The 21,058-nt window shown below is 71.9% G+C and carries 18 protein-coding genes and 1 tRNA gene; 10 read left to right on the top strand and 9 right to left on the bottom strand.

Annotation, left to right across the window (positions count from 1 at the left end; all coding sequences use genetic code 11):
* Positions 1-150 precede the first annotated feature (150 nt).
* The 8 genes from hemE to hemL all read left to right on the top strand — a co-directional run bounded on the left by hemE (position 151) and on the right by hemL (position 9,044).
* Positions 151-1,221 carry a uroporphyrinogen decarboxylase gene (hemE, locus tag ACT3T9_RS02585; RefSeq protein ID WP_442332036.1) on the top strand — a complete coding sequence of 357 codons (1,071 nt, stop codon included), beginning with the start codon at positions 151-153 and terminating at the stop codon, positions 1,219-1,221.
* Positions 1,218-2,663 (top strand): protoporphyrinogen oxidase, encoded by a 1,446-nt coding sequence (hemG, locus tag ACT3T9_RS02580; RefSeq protein ID WP_442332035.1) that lies wholly within the window; start codon positions 1,218-1,220, stop codon positions 2,661-2,663. The genes hemE and hemG overlap by 4 nt, the downstream gene beginning before the upstream one ends.
* Positions 2,660-3,394, top strand: a complete 735-nt coding sequence (gene hemQ, locus ACT3T9_RS02575; RefSeq protein ID WP_444605901.1) for a hydrogen peroxide-dependent heme synthase — start codon at positions 2,660-2,662, stop codon at positions 3,392-3,394. The genes hemG and hemQ overlap by 4 nt, the downstream gene beginning before the upstream one ends.
* Positions 3,395-3,419: 25 nt before the next feature.
* Positions 3,420-4,679 (top strand): ferrochelatase, encoded by a 1,260-nt coding sequence (locus ACT3T9_RS02570; protein WP_441443650.1) that lies wholly within the window; start codon positions 3,420-3,422, stop codon positions 4,677-4,679.
* The gene (gene hemC / locus ACT3T9_RS02565; RefSeq protein WP_442332034.1) at positions 4,676-5,800 is read left to right on the top strand and encodes a hydroxymethylbilane synthase; all 1,125 of its coding nucleotides are present in this window, start codon (positions 4,676-4,678) and stop codon (positions 5,798-5,800) included. Before ACT3T9_RS02570 ends, hemC begins: the two co-directional genes overlap by 4 nt.
* Positions 5,800-6,606 carry a uroporphyrinogen-III synthase gene (locus ACT3T9_RS02560; RefSeq protein ID WP_441443648.1) on the top strand — a complete coding sequence of 269 codons (807 nt, stop codon included), beginning with the start codon at positions 5,800-5,802 and terminating at the stop codon, positions 6,604-6,606. The genes hemC and ACT3T9_RS02560 overlap by 1 nt, the downstream gene beginning before the upstream one ends.
* On the top strand, positions 6,603-7,625 hold the full coding sequence (gene hemB, locus ACT3T9_RS02555) for a porphobilinogen synthase (protein ID WP_441443647.1): 1,023 nt from the start codon (positions 6,603-6,605) through the stop codon (positions 7,623-7,625). Before ACT3T9_RS02560 ends, hemB begins: the two co-directional genes overlap by 4 nt.
* Positions 7,626-7,700: 75 nt before the next feature.
* The gene (gene hemL / locus ACT3T9_RS02550; RefSeq protein WP_444605900.1) at positions 7,701-9,044 is read left to right on the top strand and encodes a glutamate-1-semialdehyde 2,1-aminomutase; all 1,344 of its coding nucleotides are present in this window, start codon (positions 7,701-7,703) and stop codon (positions 9,042-9,044) included.
* 52 nt (positions 9,045-9,096) lie between these two features.
* Here the strand turns inward: hemL and ACT3T9_RS02545 are convergent, their stop codons facing one another.
* Both ACT3T9_RS02545 and ACT3T9_RS02540 read right to left on the bottom strand, forming a co-directional pair.
* Positions 9,097-9,600 (bottom strand): hypothetical protein, encoded by a 504-nt coding sequence (locus tag ACT3T9_RS02545; protein ID WP_444605899.1) that lies wholly within the window; start codon positions 9,598-9,600, stop codon positions 9,097-9,099.
* A 51-nt stretch (positions 9,601-9,651) separates the two neighbouring features.
* Positions 9,652-11,385 (bottom strand): HNH endonuclease, encoded by a 1,734-nt coding sequence (locus ACT3T9_RS02540; protein ID WP_444605898.1) that lies wholly within the window; start codon positions 11,383-11,385, stop codon positions 9,652-9,654.
* A 365-nt stretch (positions 11,386-11,750) separates the two neighbouring features.
* Between ACT3T9_RS02540 and ACT3T9_RS02535 the strand changes: the two genes are divergently transcribed.
* Both ACT3T9_RS02535 and ACT3T9_RS02530 read left to right on the top strand, forming a co-directional pair.
* A tRNA-Met gene (locus ACT3T9_RS02535) sits at positions 11,751-11,824 on the top strand.
* Between the two features lie 81 nt (positions 11,825-11,905).
* Entirely contained in the window at positions 11,906-12,568 is a 663-nt protein-coding gene (locus ACT3T9_RS02530; protein WP_444605897.1) for a pentapeptide repeat-containing protein, read from the top strand.
* Between the two features lie 136 nt (positions 12,569-12,704).
* Here the strand turns inward: ACT3T9_RS02530 and ACT3T9_RS02525 are convergent, their stop codons facing one another.
* From ACT3T9_RS02525 to ACT3T9_RS02495, 7 genes are all read right to left on the bottom strand, one after another.
* Positions 12,705-13,316 carry a CoA-binding protein gene (locus ACT3T9_RS02525; protein ID WP_444605896.1) on the bottom strand — a complete coding sequence of 204 codons (612 nt, stop codon included), beginning with the start codon at positions 13,314-13,316 and terminating at the stop codon, positions 12,705-12,707.
* Positions 13,313-14,731: an O-acetylhomoserine aminocarboxypropyltransferase/cysteine synthase family protein gene (locus ACT3T9_RS02520; protein ID WP_444605895.1), complete on the bottom strand. Its 1,419-nt coding sequence runs from the start codon at positions 14,729-14,731 to the stop codon at positions 13,313-13,315. Before ACT3T9_RS02520 ends, ACT3T9_RS02525 begins: the two co-directional genes overlap by 4 nt.
* Positions 14,728-15,966 carry a dimethylsulfone monooxygenase SfnG gene (gene sfnG, locus ACT3T9_RS02515; protein ID WP_441443639.1) on the bottom strand — a complete coding sequence of 413 codons (1,239 nt, stop codon included), beginning with the start codon at positions 15,964-15,966 and terminating at the stop codon, positions 14,728-14,730. Before sfnG ends, ACT3T9_RS02520 begins: the two co-directional genes overlap by 4 nt.
* Positions 15,967-16,043: 77 nt before the next feature.
* Positions 16,044-18,230, bottom strand: a complete 2,187-nt coding sequence (gene acs / locus ACT3T9_RS02510; RefSeq protein ID WP_444605894.1) for an acetate--CoA ligase — start codon at positions 18,228-18,230, stop codon at positions 16,044-16,046.
* Positions 18,227-19,069: an ABC transporter permease gene (locus tag ACT3T9_RS02505; protein WP_441443637.1), complete on the bottom strand. Its 843-nt coding sequence runs from the start codon at positions 19,067-19,069 to the stop codon at positions 18,227-18,229. The genes acs and ACT3T9_RS02505 overlap by 4 nt, the downstream gene beginning before the upstream one ends.
* Positions 19,066-20,136, bottom strand: a complete 1,071-nt coding sequence (locus ACT3T9_RS02500) for an aliphatic sulfonate ABC transporter substrate-binding protein (RefSeq protein ID WP_444605893.1) — start codon at positions 20,134-20,136, stop codon at positions 19,066-19,068. The genes ACT3T9_RS02505 and ACT3T9_RS02500 overlap by 4 nt, the downstream gene beginning before the upstream one ends.
* Positions 20,133-21,041 carry an ABC transporter ATP-binding protein gene (locus ACT3T9_RS02495; RefSeq protein ID WP_444605892.1) on the bottom strand — a complete coding sequence of 303 codons (909 nt, stop codon included), beginning with the start codon at positions 21,039-21,041 and terminating at the stop codon, positions 20,133-20,135. Before ACT3T9_RS02495 ends, ACT3T9_RS02500 begins: the two co-directional genes overlap by 4 nt.
* Between the last annotated feature and the right edge of the window lie 17 nt (positions 21,042-21,058).

Genomic DNA, 21,058 nt, shown 5'->3' with positions numbered 1-21,058 from the left:
TCAGATCGATCGCGACACCTGTCAGATACCGGGAACGCCCCAGGCCCCGGCCTCGCCACCGCCCCCGCGATCGCCTCCACGACCCCTCCCGGGACCCCCTCGGCCCTGCCCGCGGAGCACCCCCTGCAGCGCTCCGCTGCGGAGGGCGGGGTGGCCGACGCCTCACTGCTCGGCGAGCTGCGGGGCGTGAGGAGCGCCACCCCCAGCGTGTGGTTCATGCGACAGGCCGGCCGTTCGCTGCCGGAGTACCGCTCGCTGCGCGAGGGCACCACGATGCTCGACTCGTGCGTGCGCCCGGAGATGGCTGCGGAGATCACCGTGCAGCCCGTGCGCCGCCATCAGGTGGATGCTGGGATCTTCTTCTCCGACATCGTGGTGCCCGCCCGCCAGGCGGGGCTCGGCGTCGAGATCAAGCCCGGCGTGGGCCCCGTCTTCGAGCACCCGATCCGCACCGAGGCCGACGTCGACGCCCTGCCCGTGCTCGGCGACGACTACGACGCGGCGCTCGAACCGATCCGCGAGGCTGTGCGTCTGACCGTCGCGGAGCTCGGCACCACTCCCCTGATCGGCTTCGCCGGCGCTCCCTTCACCGTGGCCAGCTACATGGTCGAGGGCGGCCCCAGCCGCGACCACCTGCGCACCCGGGCGCTGATGCGCTCCCAGCCCGAGGTCTGGGCGCGCCTGGCGGCCTGGGTCGCGGAGCTCTCGGGCCGCTTCCTGCGCGCCCAGGTGCTGGCCGGCGCCTCCGCGGTGCAGCTGTTCGACTCGTGGGTCGGCGCGCTGAGCTCCGAGCAGTACCTCACCCATGTGCAGTCGCATTCTGCGGCAGCTCTCGCCCACGTCACCGACCTGCCGGTGCCGCGCATCCACTTCGGTGTCGGCGCCTCGCACCTCATGCCCCAGATGCATGCGGCCGGCGCGACCGTGATGGGCGTGGACCACCGGCTGCGGCTGGACCAGGCTCTCGAGATGCTGCCGGCGGGCACCCCGCTCCAGGGCAACATCGACCCGGCCGTGCTGTTCACCTCCGAGCAGGCCCGTTTCGCGGAGGCTCGCGGAGTGCTCGCGGCCGGCGCCGGTGCGAGCGGTCACGTGGTGAACCTCGGTCACGGCGTCCCTCCGGACACCGACCCGCAGGTCCTCACCGATCTGGTGAGCTTCCTCCACGAGCAGGACGCCCTCGCGCAGGACGTCCACTCGCAGGATCCCGCCACGGCATGACCACCCGCACCCTCGTCGTCGGCGGCGGCCTGGCCGGCCTGCTCGCCGCTCAACGCCACCTGCGCGCAGGGCACCGGGTGGTGCTGCTCGAGGCGACCGGGAGCATCGGCGGCGCGATCGCGCAGGCCGCGCTGCCGGGCGCCGGGGGGCTGGCGGTGAACATCGGCGCCGAGGCCTACTCGACCGGTGCCGGAGCTGTCGATGCGCTGGTCACCGAGCTGGGGCTGGCGGAACAGGTCGTCGCCCCGCGTGAGGGTCTGGGCAGCCGGGTGGTCTCCTCCGCAGGCGTGCACCGCGCCCCCGGCGGCAGCCTGCTGGGGATCCCCGGCCGGCCCCTCGCGGCCGATGCCCGGGCGGTGCTCGGCACCGCCGGGGCGCTGCGCGCGAGCCTCGAGCGGTTCCTCCCTGCCCGCGTCGGCGCCCGTCCCGGGGCGACCGTCGCCGAGGTGGTGGGCAGGCGGCTCGGCCGGAAGGTGCTCGAGCGACTGGTCGCCCCGGTGGTCGGCGGAGTGCATTCCGCGGATCCCACGACCCTCGAGTTCGCCGCCGCCTCCCCCGCGCTGAGCCGCGGCCTGGCCGAGCACGGCTCCCTCACCGCTGCGGTGCGACGGACCCGAGGACGCAGCGCCGGCGCCCGGACCGCCGCGAGCGCCGGCACCCGCGTGCACGCCCTGTCCCCCACCATGGCGCTCCTGCCCCAGACGCTGCAGGCGCAGTTCCTCGCCGAGGGCGGCATCCTGCGCACCGGGGTCGAGGTCGTCGATCTCGGCCGGGACGAGACCGGCTGGACGGTCCGCACCTCTCGCCAGGAGGAGCTCACCGCGGACCGCCTGGTCCTCGCCTGCCCACCGGACACAGCCCGGGAACTGCTGCGGGAGGCGACACCGGGGATCGCAGAGGCGATCCCGCAGGCCCCGTCGGCCCCTGTGCGCCTGGTGGCCCTGGTGGTGGACTCCCCGGCGCTGAACGCCTTCCCCTCGGGCACCGGCGCGCTGGTCGCCCCGGGCACCGACGGGATCCGCGCGAAAGCGCTGACCCATGCGAGCGCCAAATGGGAGCACGTGCAGCAGGCGCTGCACGACGCCCTGCCCGCCGCCGGGAGCCCGCATCTGCTGCGCCTGTCCTACGGCCGCCCCGGCGAGCAGCTGCCTGCTCGGGGCGAGATCGTCGGCCTCGCCCTGGCCGATGCATCCCGCATCCTGGGGGCCCCGCTGTCCGGCACGCAGCTCCTGGCCTCCGAGGTGATCGACTGGGAGCGTGCCATGCGGCAGCCCCAGGCCGGCCACCGCGCCGCCCTCGACGCCCTCTCCGGGCTGCTCAGCGAGCAGCCCTCCCTCGAACTGGTCGGCTCCTGGAGAGCCGGCACCGGCATCGACGCGATCGTCCGCGCCGAACAGTCGCTCGCAGAAGACACCACCCCCTCGGAAGGAAACCCCTCATGACCGACACCCCCGCTCAGGAAGCGCAGTCCGTCGAGGACATCGCGCAGACCACCCGATACACCAGCTACACCGTGTTCCGTCGGCTCTCGGGCCTGACCGAGGACGGCGAGCTGACCACCGCGCAGATCCGGTCGTCCCTGGAGGAGGTCACCCAGCTCATCGAGTCCGCCTCCGAGGGCGGCGTGGAGATCCTCGGCTTCTACGACGTCTCGGGCTTCCGCGCCGAGGCGGACCTGATGCTGTGGCTGGCCGCGGATGACCCGGCCGATCTGCAGACCGCGCTGCGCGAGTTCGAGCGTTCCCTCGCCGGGACCTGGCTGCACCGCGAGTGGGCAGGCGTGGGCGTGCACCGCATGGCCGAGTTCGCCAAGGGGCATGCACCCTCGTTCATGGTCCCGGGCTTCGAGCGCAAGCAGTGGATCACCGTCTACCCCTTCGTGCGCAGCTACGACTGGTACCTGCTGGCAGACGACGAGCGCAACCGCATGCTGCGCGAGCACGGGCTGCTGGGTCGCGACTACCCGCAGGTCAACGCCAATACCGTCGCCGCCTTCGCGCTCGGCGACTACGAGTGGCTGCTCTCCTTCGAGGCGGATGACCTCCACGACCTGGTCGACATGATGCGCCACCTGCGCTACTCCGACGCCCGTCTGCACGTGCGCGACGAGCTGCCCTTCCACACCGGCCGACGCCTCGACTCCCTCGAGGACGTCGCCGCGCTGCTCGCCTGACCCACCCCACCATCGAGGACTCACCATGACCGACTCCACCCCGCCGATGCCCAGCCCCTCGACGTCCAGCCCGTCGATGGCCCGCCCGCGCCCTGCGGCGCCCGACTCCGCCACCCATGCCCGGCGCGGCGAGCAGAAGCCCTTCGACGCGATCCTGTTCTCCTCGTTCGGCGGCCCCGACGGTCAGGACGACGTGATCCCGTTTCTGCGCAACGTCACCCGGGGACGTGGGATCCCCGATGAACGCCTCGAGGAGGTCGCCGGCCATTACCGTGCCCTCGGTGGCCGCAGCCCGATCACCGCGCAGAACGAGACGATCATCCTCGCCCTCGAACAGGAGCTCGCCGGCCGCGGGATCGACCTGCCGATCTACTTCGGCAATCGCAACTGGGCGCCCTACAACGCCGAGGCGGTCCGTGCCCTGCATGAGGACGGCCACCGCCACGCCCTGGGCCTGGTGACCAGTGCCTACTCGTCCTACTCCTCGTGTCGGCAGTACCGCGAGGACTTCGGCATGGTGCTCGAGGAGACCGGTCTGGCCGGAGAGGTGAGCATCGACAAGGTGCGCGTCTACTTCAACCATCCGGGGTTCCTCGAACCTGTGGTCGACGGGGTGGCCAGCGCCCTGGCGAGCCTCACCGCGGCCGGTCACGACGCCGATCGGATCGCGGTGCTGTTCTCCACCCACTCCGTGCCGAACTCGATGGCCGAGGCCTCCGGCCCTGAGGAGACCCGGGTCGAGGGCTCCGGCGGCTGGTACGTCGAACAGCATCTCGCCGCCTGCCGCTGGGTGATGGAGCAGCTGCACGACGACGTCCCCGAGCTCCCGCAGTGGCAGCTGGTGTACCAGTCCCGCTCCGGGGCGCCCCACATCCCCTGGCTCGAGCCCGACGTCAACGACGTGATCGAGCAGCTTGCGGCCGATGATGCGGCCGACGCAGTGATCGTGGTCCCGATCGGCTTCGTCACCGACCATGTCGAGGTGGTCTGGGACCTGGACACCGAGGCGAAGGAGACCGCCGAGGAGAAGGGGCTCGACTTCCGCCGCGTCGCGACCTCCGGCGAGGATCCCCGATTCATCGCCGCGCTGGCCGATCTGGTCCAGGAGCGACTGGACGCGCAGTTCCCGCGCCGCATCGTCACCGACTTCGGGGGCACGCCGGACGTCTGCGGGGTGAACTGCTGCGTCGGCCGTCTGTGCCGCCCGACGACCAGTGCCGTGGACTCGGAGCGGGATGTGGAGCGCGCGCGAGCAGAGGCGGCCACAGCAGGAGCGGGCTCGTGACGCCCGGCCCCCGATCAGCCGGAGCCGCGGGGAATGACGGGGCTGCCGGGCCCGCATCCTTCGTCGGCTCCGGCCTCCGGATCGGGACCCGTGCCTCGGACCTCGCGCTGACCCAGTCGGGGCAGGTGGGCGAGGCGCTGGTGGCGGGCACCGACCACGCCGTCGAGCTGGTGCACGTGAGCACCCGCGGAGACCGTGACCGCATCAGCCCGCTCGCGCAGATCGGCGGTACCGGCGTGTTCGTCACCGCCGTCCGTCAGGCGCTGCTGGATGAGAAGGTCGACGTGGTGGTCCACTCCTGCAAGGACCTTCCCACCGCACCGCTGGAGGAGATCACCCTGGCCTGCTACCCGGCCCGGGAGGATCCGCGCGATGCGCTCTGCGCCCGCGACGGGCTCACCCTCGCCGAGCTGCCGGCGGGCTCGAAGGTCGGCACGGGCTCCCCGCGCCGCGCCGCCCAGCTGCTGCGGGCCCGGCCGGATCTGGAGGTGCTCGGGATCCGCGGCAACGTCGAGACCCGACTGGCCCGGGCGCTCGGGGAGGACGCAGACCTCGACGCAGTGGTGCTCGCCGCCTCCGGGCTGCGCCGAGTGGGCCGCGACGCCGCGATCAGCGAGCTGCTGCCGGTCGACGTGATGCTGCCAGCCCCCGCCCAGGGCGCGCTCGCCGTCGAGGCGACCACCGCCGCGCTCGCGACCGCTCCCTGGTTCGCCGACCGGCTGGCCGCGGTCGACGACCCCGCCACCCGCGCAGCGGTCACCGCCGAGCGGGCGCTGCTGCGCACGCTCGAGGCGGGCTGCTCCGCTCCCGTCGCGGCCTACGCCGAGCTCGAGCTCGCCGACCGCGACGAGAGCGACGGCGGCGGCGTGCACGGCAGCGGAGCGCCCAGCGACGGCGAGCACAGCGGAGGTCAGCCCCGCAGCCACGTGCTGCGGCTGCGCGGGCTCGCGATCCGTCCCGACGGCAGCCATGTCGTCGAGGGCGAGGCCCGGGTGGCGCTGGACCTCGCGGTGGATCAGCTCTCCGGTGCCGGCTCGGTGCCGGCAGAGCTCGGGGCCGAGCTCGCGAGCGATCTCCTCGATCGCGGTGCCGGGGAGATCCTCGCGGAGGCCAAGGCCTGATGTCCCCGCTCGACGCTCCCCGTCCCGTGCTGGTCGCCCGACCGGCCGGGCGCGGAGCGACGCTGCTGGCCCGGCTGCGGGAGCGCGGGATCCAGGCCGAGCATCAGCCGCTGATCCGGCTCGAGCACGCCACGGACGAGGAGCTCGCCGTGGCCCGGGAGCGGCTCACCGGCGGCGCCTACTCCCATCTGGTGATCACCTCCCGCACCGCCGCCGAGGCGCTCGGCGCGGTGGTGGTGCCGCCGGGCACCGAGGTGATCGCCGTCGGCGCCGGCACCGCGGCGACGCTGGACGCCTTCAGGATCACGGCCACGATGGTCGCCGGTGGCTCCGGTGCGGCCCTGGTCGCGGAGATGCCGTCTGCGCCGGCGGGGGCCACGGTGCTCTTTCCCGCCTCTGCCGCCGCCTCCCCGACCGTCCCCGAAGGACTGCGGGCGAAGGGCTACCGGGTCCACCAGGTGACCGCCTACCGTCCGCAGCGGCTCGAGCCCCCCGCCCCGGTCGCCGTTGCTCTGGCGACCGGGCGCTACGGTGCGATCGTGCTGACCAGCCCGATGATCGCCCGCCACGCCGCCGCGCTGGGCGTGCATCCCTCGACCCCGATCATCTCGATCGGCGACCCCACCTCCGCCGCGGTGCGCGCCGCGGGGCTGCCGCTCGCCCGGCAGGCGGAGCAGCCGACGGATGATTCCCTCGCCGACGCGGTGCAGCAGGTGCTCGCCGCAGGCTCGTCAGTTCCTGGCCCGTCGGCCATAGACCCGTCGACCGCTGATTCCTCTCCCGCTCTTCCTAAGGAGCCCCGATGACCTCTTCATCCTTCCCCGGCCCGATCGATCGGCCCCGTCGTCTGCGCAGCAGCGCCGCGATGCGCTCCCTGGTGCGTGAGCAGACCCTCCGGCCCGCCGATCTGGTGCTGCCGATGTTCGTGCGCGAGGGTGCGAGCGAGAACCGCCCCGTGAGCTCGATGCCCGGCGTCGTCCAGCACACGATGGACTCCCTGGTCCGCGCTGCGAACGAGGCGGTGGAGCGCGGGGTGGGCGGCGTGATGCTGTTCGGGGTGCCCGAGCTCAAGGACGCCATCGGCTCCGGCGCGACCGACCCGGACGGCATCCTCAACCGGGCGCTCTCGCGCCTGCGCTCCGAGCTCGGTGATGCGACCGTGATCATGGCCGACCTGTGCCTGGACGAGTTCACCGACCACGGCCACTGCGGGGTGCTGGACGCCGCGGGACGCGTCGACAACGACGCCACCCTGGCGCGCTACCGTGAGATGGCCCTCGCCCAGGCCGAGGCCGGCGCGCACCTGCTGGGGCCCTCCGGGATGATGGACGGCCAGATCGCCGCGGTGCGCGATGCGCTGGATGGCGCCGGCCATCTGGACACCGCGGTCTACGCGTACACCGCGAAGTACGCCTCGGCGTTCTACGGCCCGTTCCGCGAGGCGGTCGACTCCTCCCTGCAGGGCGACCGCCGCACCTACCAGCAGGATCCGGCGAACGGCCGGGAGGCTCTGCGGGAGCTCGCGCTCGACGTCGCCGAGGGAGCGGACATGGTGATGGTCAAGCCCGGCCTGCCCTATCTCGACGTGCTCCGGGATGTCGCCGAGGCCTCGCCGGTGCCCGTCGGCGCCTATCAGGTCTCCGGCGAGTACGCGATGATCGAGGCGGCCTCGGCGAACGGCTGGGTGGACCGCGACCGCATGATCCTGGAGTCGCTGCTGGCCTTCCGCCGCGCGGGCGCCTCGACCGTGCTGACCTACTACGCGAGCGAGGTCGCCGGCTGGTTCCGCGAGGGCCTGCCCGCCCACCTGCGCGAATTCCTCTGACCTGCGCGAATTTCTCTGAGCCTCCGCCCCTCCCTCGTCACCCACCACTCCGCCCTCTGATCAGGAGATGCCCCGATGACCCGCACCACCGCCTCTGCCGACCTCTTCACCCGCGCCCAGCAGGTGATCCCCTCCGGCGTGAACTCGCCCGTGCGCGCCTTCGGCTCGGTGGGCGGCACCCCGCCGTTCCTCACCGACGCCAAGGGCGCTCTGCTCCATGACGCCGACGGCAATGAGTACGTGGATCTCGTCGGCTCGTGGGGCCCGATGATCCTCGGCCACGCGGACGACCGTGTCGTCGAGGCGGTGCGCGAGGCCGCGGGCCGCGGGCTGTCCTTCGGCGCCCCGCAGCCGGGCGAGGTGACCCTCGCCGAGGAGGTCGTGCGCCGCATCCGCCCGATCGAGCAGCTGCGCCTGGTCAACTCGGGGACCGAGGCGACGATGAGCGCGCTGCGGGTGGCCCGCGCCGCGACCGGCCGCGACGTGGTCGTGAAGTTCGCCGGCTGCTATCACGGGCATGTCGACGCGCTGCTGGCCGAGGCCGGCAGCGGCGTGGCCACCTTCGCGATGCCGGGCTCGGCGGGCGTCACCGCCGCGACCGCGCGCGACACCGTGGTGCTCCCCTACGGCGACCGTGCGGCCGTGACCTCACTGTTCGCCGAGCGCGGCCAGGAGATCGCCGCGATCATCACCGAGGCCGCTCCCGCCAACATGGGAGTGGTGACGCCGCCGACGGAGGACGGGGTGGGCTTCAACCGCTTCCTCTCCGAGACCGCGCACGCGAGCGGCGCGCTGCTGATCAGCGACGAGGTGCTCACCGGATTCCGTGCGAGCGCCGAGGGTCACTACGGCGTGGACGGCCCCGGGGTCGGCAGCGGGACCGGCGGCAGTGACGTCGGTTGGGCACCGGACCTGATGACCTTCGGCAAGGTGATCGGCGGCGGCCTGCCGGTGGGTGCCTTCGGCGGCCGCAAGGACCTGATGGGGCTGCTCGCCCCGGCGGGGCCCGTCTACCAGGCGGGCACCCTGTCCGGGAATCCGCTCGCGACCGCCGCGGGCCTGGCGACGCTCGCAGGTCTGGACGAGGCGGCCTACGAGACGCTCGGCAGCGCCTCACGCACCCTGCAGCAGCTGGTGGCCGATGCCCTCACCACCGCCGGGGTCCCCCATGTCGTCCAGAGTGCGGGCACCCTGTTCTCGGTGTTCTTCCGGAGCGAGCCCGTGCGCACCTACGAAGATGCGAAGGCGCAGGACACCGCCGCGTTCACCCGCTTCTTCCACGCAATGCTGGAGGGCGGGATCTACCTGCCGCCCTCGGCGTTCGAGGCATGGTTCGTCTCCACCGCCCACACCCCGGAGATCCTCGACCGGATCGCGGCGGTGCTGCCCGCGGCAGCCACGGCCGCAGCACGGGGCTGATCCTCCGCCGCCCATCCGCTGAGGGGGTTCTCCCCATGCCGCACCCTGCGCATCAGGCCGCTCGGGTCGTCGGCGCCTTCGCTGCCCGGGATGCTCGGGAGATCACGACGAGAGCGAGTGCCACCACCGCGAGCAGGCTGACGGCGTGCAGGATGCTGGCCCAGGGGGCATGGTCCGCGCCGCCGACCCCGAAGGTGTCGGCGAGGGTCATCCCGGCCGGGAATGACGCCACGAAGTAGACGGGCGAGCCGAGCGCGAGCAGGGCGAGCATGATCATCAGGATGGTTGCGGCACTGAGCCGACCTCGCACGCCGAGGATCGCCACGGTCACGGCGATCAGCGGCCCGATCAGCAGGGCCACGATCATCAGCCCCCACCCCATCGTGTCGGCGGTCTGCCCGACGGCCGCATGGATCTCTCGCAGCGTGCTGCCGGGCACTGTGGCGAGCGGGTTCAGCACCTGGATCTGAAGGGCCGCGAAGACCGCATAGGCCAGCACTGCTGCAGCACCGATCAGGCCGATGAGACGAGGGGCGAGGGGTGAGGAAGAGGTCATGCCGAAAGTCTGGCAGGCCTGTTCTTGCAGTTCATGGCGATTCTGTGTCGATCACGGGGAGTTACCGGGTGAGTGCGGTGCGGGCGGCCGTCGCTTCCTCCATCGGCTCCTCATGACGGGTCGCCTCCGGTCCCCTGACAGCGCCGCGCGCGCGATCGGCCGGGTGGGTCGTGCTGTACCGGCGGGCTGAGCAGACCGGGCGAGCCGTGCGGGTCGGGCGGGTCGGGCGGGCCGGGTGAGCCGGACGGCCTGGGCGGGCTGGGCGGGCCGCGCGGGCTGGGTGCGTTGTGTCACGACGGCCTGAGATCGTTTCCGTCCGGGGTGCGGCTCGGGCGTGGTGAGCGCCGGGGGCCTGCTCACGCGGCGGGTGCCGGTGCGGCTGACCCATTCCACGGCGTGGCCGTCGGCCGCCGGGTCGCCCACTCGATGGACGCTGCGAGTGTGCTGTTCCTTGTCATTGCAGAGGGCGCAGAGTCCCTGCCCGTTCTCGAGGCTGGTCGCGCCTCCTGAGGCATGAGGACGGACGTGATCGCTCTGCCGGATCGCAGCATTGCAGTAGGGCCCGCGGCAGATCCGATCCCGCCAAAGGATGAACTTCGCCAGCGCCGCCGGGAATGCGCGGGCACGGGATTCGACGGCGACCAGCTCTCCGGTGCGGGGGTGGGTGTACAGGCGTCTCATCACAGCGCGCAGCGCGGGCCCGTCAGGGCCCATCTCCTCTTCCGTCTCCCTGGTGAGCGCGACCCCCAGTGGGCCGCGCAGCTCCTTGCGCAGAACCTCGGCCGGGGCGGTGCCGTATCCCTCGATCTGTGCGAGGTCTCCGGCAGTGGGGTGGATGAGCGCCCGCTCGGCGATCATGATGCCGATGTCGAGGGTGACCGGCTCCATGCCGTCTTCCTGGCCGAGCAGGGTGTCGACGAAGGAGTCGGCCTGGATCGCCTGATGGCCACGTCGGTCGCCGGTGGCTCGTAGCCGCTCGGCCTCGAGGGAGAGGCGTTTGCGGATCTTCGCGCCGGCGAGGCCCGAGACGCGGGCCGAGACCGTGGCCATCCCGTGCTCGGCGCGACGGACGGTGACACGTCGTTCCTGCATTGCCCGCTGGTGACGACGCTTCTGGCCGAAAGGGTCGGCCTGGGCGATCACGGCGGCGGTAGCGTCGTCCCAGTTCTCTGAGCCGGCACCGTCGAGGTCGGGCAGCCGCTGGCCGAGCAGGCGGTCGGCCTCGGCGCGCTGGGACGGGGAGAGGGGCGCGAAGGAGCGGGCGGTCCCGTGGGCGACTGTGCTGGTCACCTGGGCGGTAGCGAGCGCCGCGAGCATCTCGGGCATATCCGCGACCAGGCGACGCTGGGACGCCAGGGAGTGAGCGGCGGAGGCCGGGGACTTGCTGATCTTCATCGACACTTCTCGTGCTGCCTCCCTGGAGGCTTCGCGAAGGAGCTTCTTCGTGGGAGGGAGCTGGTCAGCCTCCTGCGCGGCATGTGCGCGCGCCTCGGCTTTCTTCTGCAGGGTGAGTGAGTCGGCCAGGGCGACGATGGCCCTCGCCTCGATCGCATCCAGGGCGCTGCGCAGCTCGTGGATCCTGCCGACGACCTCCGAGAAGGCGGCAACCTTCATGTCGCCGGGAGTGAACAGCGCCTGCGGCCTCAACGCCAGCTCCCTCAGAACGAAACCCTGGTCTCCGAGGACGGAGGCGAGCTTCGGCGAGCCTTCGACGTGCACGGCGGCGACGAGCGCCTGGTGGGGGTCACCAGGCGATGCGTCGAAGCCCTGCACAACAGAAGACATACCCACATCATTCCCGATAGCACCCCCTAAGGAAAGAGTCTGGGGCAAATGTGGAAAACTCGCAATGTTGAGGAACGGTCACCATCTCAGCGGCCCCGCCGCAGGTGGAGCGGCCATTCATCGCGACCGAACGCCAGCCAGGATTTCCATCTATTAATGCCCTGACGCCGCGCATTGGCGCATTCACAAGCCCTCCGCAATAAATGTGGATAAACCCCTGATGTGGAGGAATCGTCGATACCGCGACGCCGCGCGACCGTGACCCCGGGCGACGCCGCACGACGGTCTGCGTCGGCCTATGACAGCAGGCTCGACATCCCCTCCGGCCTCCCCCAGGCTGGTTCTCGTCGGACTCGCCGGCACCCCGCTTCGTAGCTCAGCCCGGTAGAGCAGCTCCCCCATAAGGAGTCGGTCGCAGGTTCGAATCCTGCCGAAGCGTCCCCGCCCGCCCGTGCGCCAAGGCTGTCTGTCGGACCCCGTAGGCTCGTCCAGCCCCACCAGAGCCTTCCCGAGGAGCCCCGTGCGCCGGTCGACCACCACTAAGAAGCCCGTGCTGAGCCAGCTGATCCTCCCGGGCCTCGAACAGGCCACAGCCGGAGACCTCGCGGCCCATGAGCACCACGAGGGCCTCTCGCTCGAGGGCATCGACCTCACCGGCTGCGATCTCTCCGGGGCGACGTTCACCGAGTGCGAGCTGGTCGGCGTCACCGCCCACACCACGGTCCTGCAGCACGCCCGGCTCGTCGAGACCCGGATCGAGCGGCTGAACGCCCCGGTGCTGGACGCCACCCGTTCCACCTGGCGGGACGTCGAACTGAGCGGTTCCCGGATCGGTGCGCTGGACATCTATGACGCAGGGGTCCGCTCGACCCGGATCTCCGGGAGCAAGTTCGACTGGATCAATCTGCGCTCGAGCATCCTCGAGGATGTGCTCTTCGAGGACTGCACGATCGAGGAGCTGGATCTCTCCGGGGCCACCGCCACCCGGGTGGCCTTCGTCAACTGCCGCGTCGGCAGCCTCGCCCTCGCCCACGCCACGCTGAAAGATGTGGACCTGCGCGGCCTCGAGATCGGGGCGATCGGCAACCTCGAGGGGATGGCCGGCGCAACCCTTGACGCCCAGCAGGTCACGACCCTCGCGCCGGTCTTCGCGAGCCATCTGGGGATCCGCGTCGAGGGGTGAGAGCTCCGTCCTGGGCAGGTCGAGAACTGCTCAGGAGCAGGTCGCGAACCGCTCCGGAGTCGTTCCAGAGCCGTCCCTGCACAGCAGAACGCGGGCCGGAGGAACTCCGACCCGCGCCTGGGACGTGATCGTACGCTCAGCCGCGTCCGCTGAGTCGCTGCTTGCGAGAACTGACCTCGCCCGTGTTGAAGCCCGCGAGGTGCAGGCCGCCATGGAAGCGGGCATGCTCGATCTTCACGCAGCGATCCATCACCACGTCGAGCCCGCCGGCCTCGGCGATCGCGGCGGCCTCCTCGTTCCAGGAGGCGAGCTGCAGCCACAGCGCCTTCGCGCCGACGTCGACCGCCTCCTGCGCGACGCCCGGCAGGTCGGCGTCCTTGCGGAACACGTCCACGAGGTCCGGCACCACGGGCAGGTCCGCGAGCGAGTCGTAGGCCGGATGGCCGAGGATCGTGGTGGCCCTGGGGTTCACGAAGTACACCTCGTACGGGGAGCTCGAGAGCAGGTAGGTCGCCACGAAGTAGCTGGCCCGCGCCGCATTCGCCGAGGCGCCGACGATCGCGATGCTCTTCGCGCGGCGCAGGATCGCGAGCCGGTCCGGGGCCGACGGGCCCTGCCAGGTGCGCCCGGGCGCACCGTCGGCCGTGGGAGCCGCCGGGACGGCGCAGGCCGCGCCCGCCCCCTCCGCAACCACGCTCTGCACACTCACGCCCGGCACGCTCACGCCCGGCACGCTGATGTCGGTCATCGCTGCACTCCCGTCGCCGTCGTGATCGCCTGGTCCAGGTCCCACAGGATGTCCTCGATGTCCTCGAGACCCACCGAGATCCGGATGAGGTCCGCCCGCACGCCGCCCGCCGCGAGCTGCTCCGGGGAGAGCTGGCGGTGGGTGGTCGAGGCGGGGTGGATGACGAGCGTGCGCGCATCACCGATGTTCGCCAGGTGGGAGGCGAGCTGCAGGTTCGCGATGACCTGCTCGCCGGTCGCACGGCCCGCCGCGGCCTCCTCCTCGTCGGTGGCGAAGTCCCCCGTCGGCCGCACGCCGAAGGCGAAGACGGATCCTGGGCCCAGCGGAAGGTACTTCTTCGCCCGGGCGTGATGCGGATGGGATTCGAGCCCTGCCCACGTCACGTACGCGACCCGGGGATCCTCCGCGAGCCACCGCGCGACGGCCTCCGCCCCGGCGAGATGGGCATCGATACGCTGCGGGAGCGTCTCCACACCCTGCAGCAGCTGGAAGGCGGACTGTGCGGGCAGGGACGGCCCGATGTCTCGCAGCTGCTCGGAGCGGAGCTTGGTGAGGAAGCCGTACTCGCCGAAGTTGTCCCACCAGCGGATCCCGCCGTAGGAGTCGACCGGCTCGGTCATGGTCGGGAACTTGCCGTTGCCCCAGTCGAAGCGACCGGACTCGACGACCACACCGCCGAGGGTGGTGCCGTGCCCGCCGAGGAACTTCGTGGCCGAGTGGATGACGATGTCCGCGCCGTGCTCGAGCGGTCGCACCAGGTACGGGGTGGCGAGGGTCGCGTCGACCACGAGCGGCACCCCGTGCTCGTGCGCCAGGTCTGCCAGCCCCTCGAGGTCGGCGATCTCGCCGGAGGGGTTGCCGATGATCTCGACGTAGAGCACCTTCGTCTCCGGCCGGAACGCGGCGCGGTAGTCCTCAGGGTCGGAGGAGGGCACGAAGGTGGTCTCCACGCCGAAGCGGCGCAGGGTGACGTCGAGCTGGGTGACGGTGCCGCCGTAGAGCTGCGCCGAGGCGACGACGTGGTCGCCGACGCCCACCAGCGCCGCGAAGGTGATGAACTCCGCGCTCATCCCGGAAGCGGTGGCGACCGCGCCGATCCCGCCCTCGAGGGAGGCGATGCGCTCCTCGAAGGCGGCGACGGTGGGGTTGCCGATGCGGGAGTAGATGTTGCCGTACTTCTGCAGCGCGAAGAGGTTCGCGGCGTCGGCCGCATCGTCGAAGACGAACGAGGTGGTCTGGTAGATCGGGACTGCGCGGGCGCCGTGCTGGGCGTCGGGGGTGCCGCCCGCATGGAGGGCGCGGGTGCGGAACCCGAAGCTGCGCTCGGGGCTCGGCGCGGCGGCGGCCGACGGGGGCTGCGCGGTCCGCCCGGCCTGGGTGGTCTCAGCCTGGGTGGTCTGGGCCTGGGTGGTCATGCAGCGGCTCCTGCCTTGGCCGGGTGATCGGCCGGGAGGGTGTCGAAGGCGGCATTCGCGGCGTCCTCGGCGGAGACGCCGGGGACGACGGGCAGCAGGTCGGTGTTCAGCTCGGTGCCGCGGGCGCGCGCGAGGTCCGCTTCCTTCTCGCGCAGGATCGGCAGCACGTCCCGGCCGAACATCGCCACCTCCTCGGTGAAGTGGAGATAGCAGGTGAGCAGCAGGTTCACGCCGATCTTCTTGTACTCGATGATGCGGTCGGCGATCTCCTCGGGGGTGCCGATGAGCTGGGTCTTGAAGCCGTCGTTGTACTGGACGAGGTCCTCGAAGGAGGAATCGGCCCACATGCCCTTGCCGTCCTTGGTGGAGGCGCCGGCCTCCTGGACGGACTGGCGGAAGCCCTCGACGGCGGGGCGGTGGGCCTTGGCCACGATCTCGCGCAGGGTCTCCTCCGCCTCCTTCCGGGACTCGCGGGCGATGACGAAGCCGTTCAGGCCGAACTTCGGGGTGCGGCCTGCGGCGGCGGCCGAGGCGAGGACGCCGGCGACGTTGTCCTCGTAGCCCTCGAGGGTGCGGCCGTTGGAGAAGTACCAGTCCGCGACGCGGCCCGCGGTGGCCTGCGCGGCGGTCGAGTTGCCGCCGAAGAAGATCTCCGGATGAGGGCGACCGGCTACGTCGACGGGCTTCGGGGAGAGGGTGAAGTCATCGATCGAGTAGTACTTCCCGTCCTGGGAGTACCCGTTCTCGGTGAGCAGCCCGCGCAGCGCGGAGATGAACTCCTCGGTGCGCACGTAGCGCTCGTCGTGCTCGAGCCAGGGCAGGCCGAACTTCACGAACTCGTCCTTGAGCCAGCCGGAGACGATGTTCACCGCGGCGCGGCCGCCGGAGAGGTGATCCGCCGTGATCAGCCACTTGGCGAGCACGCCGGGGTGCCACATGCCGGGGTGGAAGGCAGCGATGACCTTGAGCTTCTCGGTCGCGCCGAGCAGCGCCATGGAGAAGGCGGAGGCCTCGTGCTGCTTGTCCGCGCCGTAGCTGGCGGCGTAGCGGGTCTGCGTGAGCGCGTACTCGAAGCCGGACTGCTCGGCGACCTGGGCGAGCTTCGTGTTGTACGGCAGCTGCCAGTCGGTGCGCTGCTCGATGGTGGAGACGACGAGGCCGCCGGACACGTTCGGCACCCAGTAGGCGAACTTCAGCGGCGTCTCGAAGGTCGAGGTGGGGACGGTGGTGGTCATGATTCCTCCAGGGTCGGAGTAGGTGGAGTCTGTCGAGGTCGGGTCAGGGAGGTCAGGTCACATCGGGTCAGGTCAGGTCAGGAGAGTGGGGCGACGGTGGGATCCTCCGCCGGCAGCGCGGCGAGCACCTCGGCCACGGCGTCGACGGCCTCCGGGTTCTGCAGCGAGGTGATGTCCCCCAGCGGCACCGGCGGGCGGCCCGCGCGGCGGTCCCGCTCGGCGTGCACGAGCTGGGCGAGCAGGCGGCGCATGATCTTGCCGGAGCGGGTGCGGGGCAGGTCCGGCACCTGGATCACGAAGCGGGGTTTGGCGATCGGGCCGATCTCGGTGGCGACGCGGGCCCGCAGGGCGGGCACGTCCAGGGCCGACGAATCCGCAGCCCCCGCTGAACCCACTGCACCCGCTGAACCCGCCGGGATCACGAACACCGCGACCGCCTGCCCGGTGAGCGGATCCTGGACCCCGGTGGCGCCGACCTCCTGCACGGTGCGGTCCGCGACCAGCGCAGATTCGATCTCGATGGTGGACAGCCGGTGCCCGGAGACGTTCACGACGTCGTCCAGGCGGCCGAGGATCCAGAAGCACCCGTCGGCATCGACCGTGGCGGAGTCCCCGGCGACGTAATAGCCGCCGTGCTCGCCCCGGCCCGCGTAGTCCTTCCAGTAGGAGTCGCGGTACCGCTCGGGGTCGCCCCAGACGGTGCGGGCCATCCCGGGCCAGGGCCGACGGGCCACCAGGGTGCCGGCCACGCCCGCGGGCTGCTCACGGCCTTCTGCATCGACCACGGCCATGTCGATGCCGGGCAGCGGCACGGTCGCGGAGCCGGGCTTCAGCGTGGTCACGCCGGGCAGCGGGACCAGCATCGCGGCGCCGGTCTCGGACTGCCACCAGGTGTCGATGATCGGCAGCTCGCCGCGGCCGAAGGTGCGGTGGAACCACACCCAGGCCTCGGGGTTGATCGCCTCGCCGACGGTGCCCAGCAGGCGCAGCGAGGAGAGGTCGTGCCCGGTGGGCAGCGTGTCCCCGAACCAGCTCATGAAGGTGCGGATCAGGGTGGGGGCGGTGTAGTAGACGGTGACGCCGTAGCGCTCGATGATCTCCAGATGCCGCTCCCGGGTGGGCTCGCCCGGGGTCCCCTCGTAGATCACCTGGGTGAGGCCGTTGGAGAGCGGGCCGTAGATCTCGTAGGTATGGGCGGTGACCCAGGCCAGATCCGCGGTGCACCAGTGGACGTCGCCGGGCTTGGCATCGAAATGCGCCCAGTGCGCCCAGGAGGTGTGGGCGAGATAGCCGCCGCTGGTGTGGACCAGACCCTTGGGCTTGCCGGTGGTGCCGGAGGTGTAGATGATGAACAGCGGATGCTCGGCGTCGAAGCTGCGGGCCTCATGCGTCTCGCTCGCCGTGCCGACGCTCTCGTGCCACCAGACGTCGCGGCCTTCGGTCCAGGCGATGTCCTGGCCGGTGCGGCGCACGACCAGCACGTGCTCGAGCTCGGGCAGGTCGCGGGCGGCGGCGTCGGCCTGGGACTTCACCTCGACGGCCTGACCGCGGCGGAACTGTCCGTCGGAGGTGACCAGCAGCTTCGCCCTCGTGTCCTGCAGGCGGAAGCGCACCGCCTCGGCGCTGAACCCGCCGAAGACGAGCGAGTGCACGGCGCCGATCCGGGCGCAGGCCAGCGCGATGACCACGGTCTCCACGAGCACCGGGAGGTAGACGACCACCCGGTCCCCGGGCTCGATGCCCAGGTCCGTCAGGGCGTTCGCGGCCTGGGAGACGCGGCGCTGGAGATCCTCGTAGGTGACGGACTCCCGGTCCCCCGGCTCGCCCTCGAAGTGCAGGGCGACCTTGGTGCCGTTGCCGGCGCGCACGTGGCGGTCCACGCAGTTCTCGGCGACGTTCAGCCGGCCGCCCACGAACCAGCGGGCGGCGGGGACGCTGAGCTCCTCGGCGGCGGAGTCGGCGGTCGTGCGGGCAGCAGAGCCGGCGGCGGAGTCGGCGGCGGGGTCGGCAGCCGGTGCGACCGTCGGCGCCTCCCATTCCAGGGCGGTGTGCCAGGGCTCTGCCCAGTCGAGCCGGTGCGCGGCGGCCTCCCAGAAGGCGGTCGGATCGGCCGACGCCGTCGCGTAGATGCTCGCATCGACGTTCCACGTCCCCTCGAGCGCGGGGTTCGGCGGGAAGCTGCGGGTCTCGACCAGCCGGGTCTCGGCGGCAGCGCCGGCGGCGGTCCCTGCGAGGGGATCCGCGGCGGTCTCGGTGATGCTCATGTCCACCTCTTCAGCAGCTTCTTCTCGGCGAGGCCCAGCAGGGCGTTGGTCAGGCTGCCCAGCAGCGCCAGCAGCACGATCGCGAGCAGGATCCGATCCACGCGGCCCGTCTGCTGGGAGTCGTTGAGGATGAATCCCAGCCCCATCGAGGAGGCGATCAGCTCGGCGGCGACCAGGAACAGCCAGGCCTGGGCCAGCGCGAGGCGCAGCCCGGAGACGACCGAGGGCACCACGGCCGGCAGCTGGATGGTGCGGAACAGGGACCAGCCGCGCAGGCCGAAGCACCGCCCGGCCTCCACCAGGTGGGGGTCGATGTGGCGCAGGGCCGCGGCGACGGTCGTGAACACCGGGAAGAAGGCACCGATCGCGATCAGCGTGACCTTGGATTCCTCCCCGATCTGCAGCCACAGGATCAGCAGCGGCACCCAGGCGAGTGAGGGCACGGCGCGCAGCGCGGCGAGGGTCGGGTTCAGCAGTGCATCGCCTGCGCGGGACAGGCCCACGATCGCGGCGACGGCGAGGCCCACGAGGGAGCCGATCGCGAAGCCCAGCAGCACGCGCTGCACCGAGATGGCGATGTGCAGACCCAGCTCGCCGCGCTCGATCAGCTCGACCCCGGCCTGCAGCACGGTCAGCGGGCCGGGCAGGCGGTAGGCGGGCACCAGCCCGGCGGCGGTGGTGAGCTGCCAGGCGGCGAGGATCAGCAGCGGCAGCACGGCGCCGGCGGCGAGGCGCACTCCGGTGCGCTCCCAGAAGGCGGTGCGGCCTTCAGCGGATGCGTGTTCCGCTCCGACCGGGGACGCAGCGGTCGGCGGGGCTGTCGCGGTGGTCGCGCTCACTGCTTCTCCGCCGTCTGCTTCTCCACTGCGGCCGTCGCGAAGTCAGCGTGGAGGATCGAGCCGCGGGCCTTCTCGACCGCGTCGGCCCCGCCCCGGACGTCCCCGGAGTCGGAGAGCATCGGGGAGATCGCCTCGAGGACGGCGAGCTGGTCCTCACCGGGCACGCCGGAGACGTCGAGGTTCGAGCGCTCGGTGATCACGGTGGTGGCGACCGCGAGGTCGATGCCGGCCGCATCGGCCAGCAGCTGCGCGGTGGCCTCGAGGTTCGCGAGCGCCCAGGTGCGGGCCTGCTCATAGGCGTCGACGACCACCTGGGCGACGTCGGCGTGGTTCTCGATGAAGTCCTCGGTGGCGTTGAGGAACCCGTAGGTGTTGAAGTCGACGTTGCGGTAGACCAGCTGGGCACCGGACTCCACCTCGGCGGCGGCCATGATCGGGTCCAGGCCCGACCAGGCCTCGACGCTGCCGCCCTCGAGGGCGGAGCGGCCGTCGGCGTGCTGGAGCGGCTGCAGCTCCACGTCCTGGATGCTCAGTCCCGCCTCGGTAAGGGTCTGGACCAGGAAGAAGTACGGGTCGGTGCCGGGGGTGGCGGCGACGGCCCGGCCGGCGAGATCGGCAGGGACGGTGATGTCGCTGTCCTCGCCGACCACGAGCGCGGCCCACTCGGGCTGGGAGTAGATGTCGATGACCTTGATCGGGGAGCCATTGGCGCGGGCCAGCAGCGCGGCCGAGCCGGCGGTGGACGCGATATCCGCGGAGCCCGAGCGCAGGAACTCGTTGGCCTTGTTGGAGCCGGCCGACTGCACCCACTCCACGCTCACCGACTCGCCGAGCACGGTCTCGATCAGCTGCTGGTCGCGGATCACGAGGCTGAGGGGGTTGTAGGTGGCCCAGTCGATGGTGAGCGAGTCGGTGCTCCACTCCCCCGCGCCGCCCTCGCCGCCGGAGCCGCCGGAACCCGCTGTGTCCTCGGAGCCCTCCCCGGGCACGCAGGCGGCCAGGCCGATCCCGGCCACGGCGGAGAGTCCGAGGGCGGTGGCGGTGCGGCGGCTGATGCGGTGGGTCATGAGAGGTTCTCCGTCGTGAGTGCGGGGGCGGACGCTGTGGCAGGCCCGGGGGTGGGTGTTCTGGGATGGGCGTGCACGCCGAGACCCTCGAGCAGCTCCACGCGGAGCTCGGCGAGCGCGTGGTCGGCGCGGTCGCGGGGCCGAGCCCCGGGCACCTCGACGACGCGGGCGATCGAGCCGGAGGTGGGGTCCTCACGCAGGGAGCGCAGCAGCAGCACCCGGTCGGCGAGGTACAGCGCCTCTTCGACGTCGTGGGTGACCACGAAGATCGTGGTGGGCTCGGCGGCGTGGATCTCCAGCAGCAGGTCCTGCATGCGCAGGCGGGTCAGGGCGTCGAGCGCGCCGAAGGGCTCATCGAGCAGGAGCACCTCGGGGCTGCGGGCCAGGGCCCGGGCGAGCGAGGCGCGCTGGGCCATGCCGCCGGAGACCTCGCGGGGTCGCTGGTCGGCGGCGTGCTCGAGGCCCACCAGCGCCAGCAGCTCGCGCACCCGCTCGCGGCCCTCGCGCTTCCCGGTGCCGCGGGGCAGGCCCAGGGCCACGTTCTTCTCGAGGGTGCGCCAGGGCAGCAACCGGGGTTCCTGGAAGGCGACCGCGGTGCGCGGATCGGTGCCGGTCAGGGCGGTGCCCCCGATCCGGATCACGCCGGCGGTGGGTCGGTCCAGGCCCGCGATCAGGCGCAGCAGGGTGGACTTCCCGCAGCCCGAGGGGCCGACGACCGCGACGATCTCTCCCGAGCCGAGCTCCACGTCGACCTCGCGCAGCACCTCATGACGCTCCTGCGGGGAGTCGAAGGTGCGGGCGATGGCGTCCAGGCGCACGCCGTTCGGCCGTCCCCGCGCAGGGGGCGCGTCGGCGTCAGGCGCAAGGCCCGGGCGCAGATCAGGGGTGGTGGCGGTACTGGTCATGCCGCCGATCATGAACG

Source organism: Brachybacterium sp. AOP29-B2-41 (genome assembly GCF_052378395.1).
Taxonomy (GTDB): domain Bacteria; phylum Actinomycetota; class Actinomycetes; order Actinomycetales; family Dermabacteraceae; genus Brachybacterium.
The sequence above is the reverse complement of the archived record's forward strand: the minus strand, read 5'-3'. Positions and strand labels throughout refer to the sequence as shown.